The organism is Pseudomonas sp. SLFW (assembly GCF_009905615.1).
Classification (GTDB): domain Bacteria; phylum Pseudomonadota; class Gammaproteobacteria; order Pseudomonadales; family Pseudomonadaceae; genus Aquipseudomonas; species Aquipseudomonas bambusae.
In genome coordinates, this window is the sequence record NZ_JAAAKW010000018.1 from 28,603 (window position 1) to 41,076 (window position 12,474).

9 protein-coding genes are annotated in these 12,474 nt (G+C 62.1%); 3 read left to right on the top strand and 6 right to left on the bottom strand.

The genetic code is table 11. The features are described from left to right. Positions 1-4: 4 nt before the first annotated feature. Genes GVN17_RS24115 through GVN17_RS24125 form a run of 3 tightly spaced genes read right to left on the bottom strand, consistent with a single transcriptional unit; the run spans position 5 to position 3,312 of the window. Entirely contained in the window at positions 5-1,612 is a 1,608-nt protein-coding gene (locus GVN17_RS24115) for a DHA2 family efflux MFS transporter permease subunit (RefSeq protein WP_166597783.1), read from the bottom strand. Next, entirely contained in the window at positions 1,609-2,757 is a 1,149-nt protein-coding gene (locus tag GVN17_RS24120; RefSeq protein WP_166597784.1) for an HlyD family secretion protein, read from the bottom strand. The genes GVN17_RS24115 and GVN17_RS24120 overlap by 4 nt, the downstream gene beginning before the upstream one ends. Before the next feature lie 6 nt (positions 2,758-2,763). Next, a complete protein-coding gene (locus GVN17_RS24125; protein WP_166597785.1) occupies positions 2,764-3,312 on the bottom strand; it encodes a helix-turn-helix domain-containing protein in 549 nt (182 codons plus the stop codon). A 170-nt stretch (positions 3,313-3,482) separates the two neighbouring features. On the opposite strand from GVN17_RS24125, the gene GVN17_RS24130 reads away from it, so the two are divergent. Further along, positions 3,483-3,812 carry a thioredoxin family protein gene (locus GVN17_RS24130; RefSeq protein ID WP_166597786.1) on the top strand — a complete coding sequence of 110 codons (330 nt, stop codon included), beginning with the start codon at positions 3,483-3,485 and terminating at the stop codon, positions 3,810-3,812. A 141-nt stretch (positions 3,813-3,953) separates the two neighbouring features. Here GVN17_RS24130 and GVN17_RS24135 read toward each other — a convergent pair whose 3' ends face one another. Continuing rightward, entirely contained in the window at positions 3,954-4,619 is a 666-nt protein-coding gene (locus GVN17_RS24135; protein ID WP_166597787.1) for a response regulator transcription factor, read from the bottom strand. Positions 4,620-4,924: 305 nt separating this feature from the next. Between GVN17_RS24135 and ercA the strand changes: the two genes are divergently transcribed. Both ercA and GVN17_RS24145 read left to right on the top strand, forming a co-directional pair. After that, the gene (gene ercA, locus GVN17_RS24140) at positions 4,925-6,088 is read left to right on the top strand and encodes an alcohol dehydrogenase-like regulatory protein ErcA (protein WP_166597788.1); all 1,164 of its coding nucleotides are present in this window, start codon (positions 4,925-4,927) and stop codon (positions 6,086-6,088) included. Beyond that, positions 6,072-7,739 carry a NahK/ErcS family hybrid sensor histidine kinase/response regulator gene (locus GVN17_RS24145; RefSeq protein ID WP_166597789.1) on the top strand — a complete coding sequence of 556 codons (1,668 nt, stop codon included), beginning with the start codon at positions 6,072-6,074 and terminating at the stop codon, positions 7,737-7,739. The genes ercA and GVN17_RS24145 overlap by 17 nt, the downstream gene beginning before the upstream one ends. 139 nt (positions 7,740-7,878) lie before the next feature. On the opposite strand, the gene GVN17_RS24150 is transcribed toward GVN17_RS24145, so the two are convergent. Beyond that, on the bottom strand, positions 7,879-9,276 hold the full coding sequence (locus GVN17_RS24150; protein ID WP_166597790.1) for an efflux transporter outer membrane subunit: 1,398 nt from the start codon (positions 9,274-9,276) through the stop codon (positions 7,879-7,881). Beyond that, the gene (locus GVN17_RS24155) at positions 9,276-12,467 is read right to left on the bottom strand and encodes an efflux RND transporter permease subunit (protein WP_166597791.1); all 3,192 of its coding nucleotides are present in this window, start codon (positions 12,465-12,467) and stop codon (positions 9,276-9,278) included. Before GVN17_RS24155 ends, GVN17_RS24150 begins: the two co-directional genes overlap by 1 nt. Positions 12,468-12,474: the final 7 nt, after the last annotated feature.

Here is a 12,474-nt window from a genome sequence, read left to right on the forward strand (position 1 = left end):
GTTCTCAATGAGCATCGGCGGACGGTGCGGCCGGGGGCGCGACCTTGCGCATCAACGGCACCATGGCCACGGCGACGATGAAGCAGACCATGATCGACAGGAAGGCGTCGGCGTAGGTCTGGGTCTGTGCTTCGCGGTAGGTCAGCAGCCACAGTTGGTGCAGCGCGGAATTGCTGGCGTCGGCGGCGTTCTGGCCCAGTGCGGCGAAATTACCGGTCACGGTCGCGAGCCAGGTGTTCATGGCTTCGTTGCTGTAGTTGAGGTGCTCGGCCAGGTGCGTGAAATGCAGATTGGTGCGGTCGTTGAGGATCGTGGCACAGGCCGCGATGCCGATGGCGCCGCCCAGATTGCGCATCAAGTTGAACAGCCCGGACGCCTGTTTCAGCCGCGAAGGGTGCAGGCCGCCGAGGGTCAGGGTCACGGCCGGTGGCACTGCCATCTGTTGCGCGAAACCGCGAATCGCCTGGGGTAACAGCAGTTCATGGCTGCCCCAATCGTGGGTGATCGGCGAGAAATCCCACATCGACAGACCGAACAACGCGAGGCCGAACATCATGATCCAGCGCAGGTCCACGCGGTTGGCGAGAAAGCCGTACACCGGGATGGCCATCAACTGAAAGACGCCCGTCGAGAACACCGCTTCGCCGATTTCCAGCGCGCTGTAACCCCGCACGCGGCCCAGGAACAGCGGCGTCAGGTAAATGGTGGCGAACAAGCCGATGCCGGTGACGAAGGAGAAGAAGCAGCCGAGCGCAAAGTTGCGGTCTTTGAGGGCGCGCAAATCCACCACCGGGTTGTGCACCATCAGGGTACGGCTGATGAAGGCGATGGCCGACAGGCCCGACACCCAGGCGGTGGTGAGGATGGTCTGGTCGCTGAACCAGTTCCAGCGCGGGCCTTCTTCAAGGGTGTATTCCAGGCAGCCGAGGAACAGCGCCAGAAACACCATGCTGATGTAGTCGGCGCCTTTGAGCAGCTTGAGGTCCATCGAGTCGATGTTGACCAGCATCGGCACCGCGACGGCAACAAAAATGCCCGGCACCAGGTTGATGTAGAACAGCCAGTGCCACGACGACACGTCGGTGATCCAACCGCCGATCACCGGTCCCAGCGTCGGTGCCAGAGACGCGATGGCGCCGATGGTGGACGCCGCGATCACCCGCTGCTTGCCGGTGAAAAACATGAACGCCGAGGTGAACACCATCGGAATCATCGAACCGCCCAGGAACCCTTGCAACGCCCGGAAGGCGATCATGCTCTGGATGTTCCAGGCCAGTCCGCAGAGCAGGCTGGTGAGGGTGAAGCCCACCGCCGAGGCGCAAAACAGCCAGCGCGTGGAGAATACTCGGGCGAGCCAGCCGGACAGCGGAATGACCACGATTTCGGCGATCAGGTAGCTGGTCTGGACCCACGCCGTTTCATCTGAACCGGCTGACAAGCCACCGCCGATGTCACGCAGCGAGGCCGAGACGATCTGGATGTCCAGCAAGGCAATGAACATCCCCACACACATGCTGGCGAACGCGAGGATCTTGGCCCCGGTGGCCATCGATGCGGCGTCTATCGGACCTTTGGGTTTTGCGGCGGGTGCGCTGGCGGTGGCGGTGCTCATGGGGCTTTTTTCCCGTCAGCGGCGCTGGCGACGTTGGGTTGCGGGGCGTCTTTTTGTCCGTTGACGTTCGTGTCGACTTCGGCGACCACCGACAGACCCGGTCGCAGCTTGCCGAGGTGGCCGTCTTCGCCGTCGAGGTAAACCCGCACCGGCACCCGCTGCACGATCTTGGTGAAGTTGCCGGTGGCGTTCTCCGGCGGCAGCACGCTGAATTGCGAACCGGTCGCCGGGGCGAGGCTATCGAGGTGGCCGTGGAACACTTGGCCCGGCAGCACGTCGGCTTCGATGGTGACGGCCTGGCCGGGGTGCATGTGGGCCAACTGGTCTTCCTTGAAGTTGGCGTCTACCCACAGCCCGGTGGCGGGAACCACGGAGAGCAATTGCGTGCCCGCTGCCGCATAAGCACCGACTCGCGCGCGGCGGTTGCCGATCACGCCGTCCACCGGGGCGCGCAGTTCGGTGTAACCGACGTTGAGCCGCGCCATGTCGCGTTCAGCCTTGGCCTGTTCCAGGGCGGCGCGGGCCTGTTGTTTCTGGGTGGCGATGACGTCCAGCTGGCGTTGCGAGGCCAGCATCGAGGCCTGGGCCTTCGCGCCGTTGGCCTGGGCGGTCTTGTAGGTGGCGTCGGCGCGCTGGAAGCTTTCAATGGACACTGCCGAGCGCCCGGACAGCACCTTGTAGCGTGCCTGATCGTCCTTGGAACGCACGGTTTCGGCATTGGCGGCATCGATCCCGGCCTTCGCCTGGCTGACCACCGCGTGTTGCAGCTGTTCGGTGGCGTCGAGGTTGGCGAGCAGCGCTTCTTCGGCCGCCACGGCGCCCTCGGCTTTGTTCAACGCGGCGACGTAATCGCGGTCGTCGATCTTCACCAGCAAGTCACCTGCGTGGACGATCTGGTTATCGGTCACTTTCAGCTCGGTGATGTAGCCCGGCACTTTCGGCCCGATCACCGTGACATCACCGCCGACGTAGGCATCGTCAGTGGACTCCAGAAAACGGCCGACGGTCCACCAATGCAGGCCATAGAAAACGGCGCCCACCACGACGGCCACCGCGAGCAGCAACAGAATCAGACGTTTGCCCCGAGCGGGTTTTGGCGGTGCGGCCGCAACGGCAGGCTCGGTGACGGTTTGAGGGTTGTTCATCGCGGTTTACCTGTGATTCTGCTGAGGTTGGGAAGAGGGTTTGGGAAGCGTCTTGCGGTAGGCGTCGCGGCGCGGGCGGCCGGTTTCAAGGCGCCACGCGGACAGGCTGTCCGGCGCGCCTTTGTAGCGAAGGCTGTGGTCGTGCATGTTGATACGTTTGCCGGTATTGCCGTCGGTCAGCACCAAATCGACGGGCACGCCCGTGTTCTCGTCGAACAACTCAATGTTCGAGCGCTCGCCGGAGAAGTGTTTGTGTCCCCATTTCATCAAGCTCAGCACCACGGTGCGGAAGTCGCGGCCGCTTTCGGTGAGCACGTAGTCATAACGCAGCGGTTTGTCGGTGTAGGCGTGACGCTCGACCAGCCCGGACTCGATCAGGCCGTTGAGGCGTCGTGTCAGGGTGCTGGGCGCAATACCGAGGCTTTTTTCAAATTCGTCGAAGCGGCACAAACCGTAGGACAGGTCGCGCAGGATCAAGATGTTCCACCAGTCCCCGACGTGTTCGAGGCTGAGGGCAATCGGGCAGGGCATGTTCGCAAAGCTTTTCTTCTTCATGGCCATAGCCTCCGGGGCTATCGAGGGCAGTGCGGGAGAAAATTATGGTTATAATCTAGCTAAGTGACTTTCATCATGCAAGTCACTATGGTTGTGAAAGTGACAAGCGGCTGGGTGTGGCAGCGTGGAGGAGGGCGTTACACTGCCCGGACCCTAAGAGGAGGCTGGTGATGACAGAAGCGCTTTATCTGCCCGAAACCCTGACCCGTGCTGAAGTGGATGCGCTGGCGGGGGTGTCCGTGATCGATTTCGGCACAAATTGGTGCGGGCACTGCAAGGCAGCCCTGCCGTTGATCGGCGAGGTGTTTGCCGAGTATCCGCAGGTACGCCACGTTAAAGTCGAAGATGGCAGCGGCCGCAGGTTGGGGCGCTCGTTCAAGGTGAAGCTGTGGCCGACACTGGTGTTCATGCGCGACGGGCAGGAAGTCGGGCGACTGGTGAGGCCGACTCGCATGAGTGACATTGAAGAGGCGTTCGAAGGGGCGGTACGGCAGGGCTAACGTAGCGCAAAACTGTAGGAGTGAGCTTGCTCGCGATGGCGATTTTTTATCCTCCGAATGAATGGCAGACCGACTTCGCGAGCAAGCTCACTCCTACAGGAATTAGCGTGAGCCTGAAGTCCATGGCGGGCACTTGGGCAGTTACCGGCGCAAGTACGCCGCGAAGTCGATATCCCCGGCGCTCAGAATCGCTTGTACCCGGTTGTGCACGTTGAGCTTGCGCAGGATCGCAGAGACGTGGGCTTTGACCGTGGTCTCGGCGATGGTGAGGGTGAAGGCGATCTGTTTGTTGGAATCGCCCTTGGTCATGCGCTCCAGCACCTGCAACTGTTTGCGGGTCAGCGCTTCGAGCATTTCAGGCTGGAGCTGCGGGGCGTCGCGAGGGGTGCTGCGGTGGCCAGGTTTCTGGCTGCGGATGATGTCCGGCGGCAGGTAGACATTGCCGTTGAGGATCTGCTCGATGGCGTCGGTCATCTGCTTGCGTGGCGATGATTTGGTAATGAACCCCACGGCGCCATACGTAATGGCTTGCAGCACCACTTGCTTGTCCTGTTCGGCGGAGACGATGACAACCGGGATGGTCGGCGCCTCGTTGCGCAGGTTGATCAGGCCGTTCAGCCCGTGCATCCCCGGCATGTTCAGGTCCAGCAGAATCAGGTCCAGGTCTTCATGACCCTGAGTCATCGCCAGTGCGCTGTCCAGGTCTTCGGTTTCCATGACTTCGCTGCCTGGAAAACCGTCGCTGATGACGTTGTGAATCGCCTCGCGAAACAATGGATGGTCGTCGGCAATCAGGATCTTGTACATGGCGTCTTTCCTTTCTTATTGTCTGGCCTGTCGTTGGCCCTGAGCGGCATTACACGTCAGTAGCGCTGCTTTGTGAATGCGACCATCGAGAGCGAAAGCAGTACCAAAGTCGTAGACGGTCTGAACGATTTCGATCCACCCATGCGTCACCGACACGGCTGAACGCCCCGAGACACGCGGATTTCAGGCCGTTATCGCCGCCCGTGGCTGCCTGCCCACACCGTCAGCCCTTGGTCTTATTGCAAACCCCTGCGGATGCTCTAGGCTGGCCCTCAATTCCCGATAAGAACAAGAAACCGCCTGATATGAGCCAGAGCCTCAACATGCTGCGCAAGTTCGTGGCCCCGGAAATCATCTTCGGCGCTGGCAGCCGTCACAGCGTCGGCAATTACGCCAAGACCTTCGGCGCGCGCAAGGTCATGGTGGTCAGCGACCCTGGTGTGATCGCCGCCGGTTGGGTCGCGGACGTCGAAGCCAGCCTGCACGCGCAAGACCTCGACTATTTCATCTACAGCGCCGTATCGCCCAACCCCCGCGTCGAAGAAGTGATGCTCGGCGCCGACCTCTATCGTGAACACCATTGCGACGTGATCGTGGCGGTGGGCGGCGGCAGCCCGATGGATTGCGGCAAGGCCATCGGCATCGCCGTGGCCCACGGTCGTAACATCCTGGAATTCGAAGGCGTGGACACCATCCGCGTGCCCAGCCCGCCGTTGATCTTGATCCCGACCACCGCAGGCACTTCGGCGGACGTCTCGCAATTCGTGATCATTTCCGACCGCCAGGAACGCATGAAAATCTCCATCGTCAGCAAGGCGGTGGTGCCGGACGTGTCGCTGATCGATCCGGAAACCACGCTGAGCATGGACCCGTTTCTGTCGGCCTGCACCGGTATCGACGCACTGGTGCATGCCATCGAAGCGTTCGTGTCCACCGGCCATGGCCCGCTGACCGACCCCCACGCACTGGAAGCCATGCGGCTGATCAACGGCCATTTGGTGCAGATGATTGCCAACCCCACGGACATTGCCCTGCGCGAGAAGGTCATGCTCGGCAGCATGCAGGCGGGGCTGGCGTTCTCCAACGCGATTCTCGGCGCAGTGCACGCCATGTCCCACAGCCTGGGCGGCTTTCTGGATCTGCCCCATGGCCTGTGCAACGCCGTGTTGATCGAACACGTGGTGGCATTCAATTACAGCTCGGCGCCGGACCGCTTCAAGGTGATCGCCGAAACCCTGGGCATCGATTGCCGAGGCCTGAATCACGCGGCGATCAGCAAGCGATTGGTGGACCATCTGATCTCGCTCAAGCACCAGATGGGCTTTCACGAAACCCTCGGATTGCACGGTGTCAGCACGGCGGATATCCCGTTCCTCTCTCGGCACGCCATGGGCGATCCGTGCATCCTCACCAACCCCCGCACGTCCAGCCAGCGCGACGTCGAAGTGGTCTATGGCGAAGCCCTCTGACACCCAACAGTCCGCGCTGACAGCGCTGCTCGGGCTGGGTAATCATTCGACGCGCAAGAGCCATTATCCGGAGCTGACCCTGCGTCTCGCCGAGCTGGAAAACGAGCGCAACCGTTATAAATGGCTGTTCGAACACGCGGTCCACGGCATCTTTCAGGCGCGGTTACATGAGGGGCTGCGAGCGGCGAATCCGGCACTGGCGCGCATGCTCGGCTACCGCGATCCCGACGAAGTGCTGCGGGTGTTCGACGATCTGGGGAGCACACTGTTCGTCGGCGGGCAGGCGGAAATGCAGAGCATCGCGCAGGTGCTGCAACGGGACCAGAGCCTGCAAGGTTATGAAACCCGGTTGCGGCGCAAGGACGGCAGCTACGTCGACGTGCTCATGAACCTGTTGCTCAAGCCCGACGAAGACGGCGTGTTCGAGGGTTTTGTGGCCGACATCACCGAGCGCAAGCTGGCGCAAAAGCGTTTGCAGGAACTGAATGACCAGCTTGAATTGCGCGTCACGGCGCGCACCGACGAGCTGCGTGAGGCCCGCGACGCCGCCGAGTCCGCCAACCGCAGCAAGGACAAATACCTCGCGGCGGCCAGCCACGACTTGCTGCAACCGTTGAACGCCGCGAGGCTGCTGATTTCGACCCTGCGCGAGCGTCACTTGCCCGATGCCGAACAGACATTGGTGGAGCGCACCCATCAGGCGCTGGAAGGGGCAGAGGACCTGCTCACCGACTTGCTCGACATTGCCAAGCTCGATCGAGCGTCGATCCAGCCCGACATCGAGCTGTATCGCCTTGAGGAAGTGTTGGCGCCGCTGCTGTCGGAATTTGAGCCCGTGGCAGAGGCGGCGGGTTTGGCCCTGCGTGCCCGTATCGGCCCGTTTGCGGTGCGTACCGACCTGCGGCTGATCACCCGGATTCTGCGCAATTTCCTCAGCAACGCCTGTCGCTACACCGATCACGGCAGCATTTTGCTCGGGGCGCGCAGGCGAGGGGATGCGCTGCGCATCGAGGTGTGGGACACGGGCCGGGGCATTGCCGACGACCGGCTGACGTCGATCTTTCTGGAGTTCAACCAACTGGATGTCGGCCGTGCGGCAGATCGTAAAGGGGTCGGGTTGGGACTGGCCATCGTCGAGCGCATTGGCCGGATTCTGGGCTGTCGGATTCAGGTCCGTTCACGGCCGGGGAAAGGGTCGGTGTTTTCCATCGACGTGCCGTTGTCAGCGGAAATGCCGGTGCCGATCAACGTCGCTGCCCACCAAGCGCCAGGCACGGGCAACCCGCTGCCGGGACGTCGCCTGCTGGTGCTGGACAACGAGACCAGCATTCTCGACAGCATGGCCGCGTTGTTGGGGCAGTGGGGCTGCGAGGTCTTGACGGCCACCGATCAGGCCGCCTGTTACCGGGTACTGCAGGGGCGCGCGCCGGAGATGATCCTGTTCGATTTTCATCTCGACCACGGGGTGTTGGGCTGTGACGTGGTCGCGGACCTCCGGGCGCATTTCGGCCGGGAAATCCCGTGCGTGATGATCACGGCGGACCGCACCGATGCGTGTCGTCGGTCATTGCAGCGGCTGAACGCGCCGCTGCTGAACAAGCCGGTCAAGCCGGGGAAATTGCGGGCTGTGGTGAGTCAGTTGTTGGGGTGAGGGTGTATCGATTGTCAGGCGTCTCACCAGACTTCACGAGCGCGGCAATGCCTCAACCCTGAAAAACAAAAAAGCCCCGAACCTTGTGAGTGCGGGGCTTCGAAAAGACGGCGGGGTACGCTGTCCCTTGTTTCGGTCATCAGGCGTTAGGCTGCCATCCGCCGCCCAGCGCCTTGTAGATGGCGACGATCCCGCGATACAGGTCGATCTCGGCCAGGGCCTGAGAGTCTTCAGCCGCCAGACGCTCGCGCTCGGCATCCAGCAAGACCAGGAAGTCAGCGGTGCCTTCCTTGTACTGAATGCTCGCCAGGTTGGCTGCCGAACGGCTCGCCTCGCTCTGACGCACCAGCGACACCAGTCGCTGCTGACGCTTGTCGTAGTCGCTGAACGCGTTCTCGGTTTCTTCCAGCGCCAGCAACACTTGCTGCTCGTAGTTGGCCAGTGCGCCTTCGGCATCGGCGTTGGCGCCACGAATACGCGCCTTCACACTGCCCAGGTCAAACGCGGCCCAGGTGATGCTCGGGCCAAGGCCCCAGGCTTGGGCGGCACCCGAACCGATCTGCGAACCCCGGCTGGCGGTGAAGCCCAGGAAGCCGCTGAGGCTGACCCGTGGAAACAGGTCGGCGGTCTGCACGCCAATCCGCGCAGTCTGCGCCGCCAGTTGCCGTTCGGCACTGCGCACGTCAGGACGGTTTTCCAGGAGCTTGGTCGGGTCACCGATCGGCAGCGCCTTGGAGATGGCCGGAAGCTTGGCCGGGGCCAGGCTCACGGTCATGGCGTCCGGGCGTTCGCCCAGCAACGTGGCGATGCGGTTGCGTTCACGAACCTGCTCGGCTTGCAGCTGAGGAATGCTGGCTTCTACCGCCGCGAGACGGGCATCGGCACGCACCACGTCGATCTCGTTGCCCACGCCTTCGTCGCGCAATTGCACGGTCACGTTGCGCGAGTCCTGCTGGTTTTTCAGGTTGTCCCGGGCAATGTGTTCGCGCAGTTGTGCGCCACGCAGTTGACCGTACGCGTCCACCAGCTCGGCGATCATGGTCACTTGCAGCTGATACAGATTGGCCTCGGCCACCTGTTGATCAGCGTCGCTGGCTTCCAGTTCGCGCTGGATGCGGCCGAACAGGTCGATCTCCCAGGCCATGTCCAGGCCCAGGTCGTAGCGTTCCTGATTGACCCGGTGCTCGGTTTCACCCGGCACCTGAGCGCGGCCGATCTGGCTGCTGGCGCGGCTGGTCACAACCGGCATCGCGTCGTTGCTGATGTCGTCACGGATGGCACGGGCCGCTTTCAGGCGGGCGAAGGCGACGCGCAGTTCACGGTTGCCTTGCAGCGACTGAGCCACCAGCTGGTTCAGTGTCGGGTCTTCGAACTGCTGCCACCAGATGGTCTCGGTGCGGTTGCGGTCGTAGGTGCCCTGTGCCGCCGCCTGAATATTGGCCGCCGCAGTGTCCGGCTTCTTGTAGTCAGGGCCGACGGCACAGGCCGCCAGCGCAAGGACCAACAGGCTCGGCAGGAAGAGTTTTACAGCCTTCATCAATGAGCCTCCGGAGCGATGGTCTGGACGCGTTGGGCCTTGGCAGCCTTGCGCGCCTCTTTGCGTCCCACGTAGTTACGAATCAGCACATAGAACACAGGGGTCAGCAGCAGACCGAAGAAGGTCACGCCGAGCATCCCGGAGAACACGGCCACACCCATGGCATGCCGCATCTCGGCACCGGCACCGCTCGACAGCACCAATGGCACGACACCCATGATGAACGCGAAGGAGGTCATCAGGATCGGACGCAGACGCAGGCGGCAGGCTTCCAGTACGGCCTCCAGCGGGGTCTTGCCTTTTTCCTGTTCATCCTTGGCGAATTCGACGATGAGGATCGCGTTCTTACAGGCCAGGCCCACCAGTACGATCAGGCCGATCTGGGTGAAGATGTTGTTGTCGCTACCGGCAATGATCACACCGGCGATGGCCGACAGCAGGGTCATCGGCACGATCAGGATGACCGCCAGCGGCAGGCTCCAGCTTTCGTACAGCGCGGCCAGTACCAGGAAGGCGAGCAGTACGCAGAGCGGGAAGACCAGCAGCGCGGTGTTACCCGACAGGATCTGTTGGTAGGTCAGGTCGGTCCACTCGTAGGTCATGCCGTTCGGCAGTTCCTGCTTGAGCAGCTTTTCCATCGCGGCCTGTGCCTGACCCGAGCTGAAGCCTGGGCCAGCGGCACCGTTGATCTCGGCGGTGATGAAGCCGTTGTAGTGCATCACGCGGTCCGGGCCGGAGGTGTTGGTGACGTGCAACAGGGTCGCCAACGGGATCATCTCGCCCAGATTGTTGCGCACTTTCAGCTGACCGATCTGTTCGGCGTCCTGACGGAATTTCTGCTCAGCCTGAACGTTGACCTGATAGGTACGACCGAAACGGTTGAAGTCGTTGGCATACAGCGAGCCCAGGTACACCTGCAGGGTGTCGAAGATGTCGCTGATGGCCACGCCGTGGGTCTTGGCTTTCTCGCGGTCGATGGCGGCATCGACCTGTGGCACGTTCACGGTGTAGCTGGTGAACAGTGCGGCCAGTTCCGGCACGCTGCGGCTCTTGCCGATGATGTTCATCGTTTCTTTGTAAAGCTCGTCGTAACCGAGGTTGCCACGGTCTTCGATCTGCAGACGGAAACCGCCAATCGTGCCCAGGCCCTGTACCGGCGGCGGTGGGAAGATCGCCATGTAGGCTTCCTGGATCGACGCGTACTTGCCGTTCAACGCCCCGGCGATTGCACCGGCGGATTCACTGGCCAGCGTGCGTTCTTCGAACGGTTTCAGCGTCACAAACACGATGCCGGAGTTTGGGCTGTTAGTGAACCCGTTGATCGACAGACCCGGGAACGCTACGGCACTCTCGACGCCAGGCTGCTTCAGCGCGATGTCGGACATGCGTTTGATCACGTCTTCGGTGCGGTCCAGGCTCGCGGCGTCCGGCAATTGGGCGAAGGCCACCAGGTATTGCTTGTCCTGTTGCGGCACGAAACCGGTCGGGGTGGTCGAGAAGCCCAGCCAGGTCATGACGATCAGACCGGCATACACCACCAGTGCCACGCCGCTGATGCGGATGACTCGGCCGACGGTGCCGACGTAACCGTTACTGGCTTTGACGAAGAAACGGTTGAACGGACGGAACAGCCAGCCACCCAAGAGCTTGTCGAGGAAGCGCGAGAACCCGTCTTTCGGCTCGTCGTGGCCCTTGAGCAATACCGCCGCCAGTGCAGGTGACAGGGTCAGGGAGTTGAAGGCCGAGATCACCGTCGAGATGGCGATGGTCAACGCGAACTGTTTATAGAACTGTCCCGTCAGGCCGGAGATGAAGGCCGCCGGTACGAACACCGCACACAGCACCAGCGCGGTCGCGATGATCGGGCCGGTCACTTCTCGCATGGCGATTTGCGTGGCTTCCATCGGTTTATGGCCGAGCTCGATGTTCCGCTCGACGTTCTCGACCACCACGATGGCGTCGTCCACCACGATACCGATCGCGAGTACGAGGCCGAACAGCGACAGCGCATTGAGGGAGAAGCCGAACAGGTGCATGACCGCGAACGTACCGATCAGCGACACCGGCACAGCGGCCAGCGGGATGATCGAGGCGCGCCAGGTCTGCAGGAACAGGATCACCACCAGGACCACGAGGATCAGCGCTTCGAAGAGCGTGTGCACCACCGCTTCGATGGAGCCGCGCACGAAGATCGTCGGGTCATAGACGATGCTGTAGTCCATGCCTTCCGGGAAGCTCTTCTTCAGCAGTTCCATTTCGCCGCGCACTTCGTTGGAAATGTCGATGGCGTTGGAGCCTGGACGCTGGAAGATCGGGATCGCCACGGCCGGCTGGTTGTTCAGCAACGAACGCAGGGCATACTGGCTGGAGCCGAGTTCGACACGGGCGATGTCGCGGACACGGGTGATTTCGCCGTTTTCGCCCGCACGCACGATGATGTTTTCGAACTCTTCCTCGGTCACCAGACGACCTTGGGTGTTGATCGACATCTGGAAGCTGGTCGCGCTCGGGGAGGGCGGTGCACCCAGTTGACCGGCGGCCACCTGACGGTTCTGCTCACGAATGGCGTTGACGACATCGGTCGCGGTGATGTTGCGTGATGCAGTCTTGTTCGGGTCGAGCCAGACACGCAGGGAGTAGTCACCCATACCGAACAGCTGCACGTCACCGACACCGTTCAGACGCGCCAGCTCATCCTTGATGTTGAGCACGGCATAGTTCGACAGGTACAGCATGTCGTAACGCTGATCGGGGGAGGTCAAGTGGACCACCATGGTCAGGTCCGGGGAGGCCTTGTCCACGGTGATACCGATGCGGGTCACTTCTTCCGGCAGTTTCGGCTCGGTCCGCGTGACGCGGTTCTGCACCTGAACCTGCGCGGTGTCGAGGTTGGTCCCCAGCGCGAAGGTGATGGTCAGGGTGAGTTTGCCGTCGGCGGTGGCCTGGGAGGACATGTACAGCATGTTCTCGACACCGGTAATGGCTTGCTCCAGAGGCGCCGCCACGGTTTCGCCGATCACTTTCGGGTTGGCGCCGGGGAAGTTGGCACGCACGACGACGGTCGGCGGCACGACTTCCGGGTATTCACTGATCGGTAGCTGGAACAGCGAGATGGCGCCCGCGATCAGGATCAACAGCGAAAGCACCGCTGCGAAGATCGGTCGCGTGATAAAGAATTTTGAAAAATTCATCGAGTGT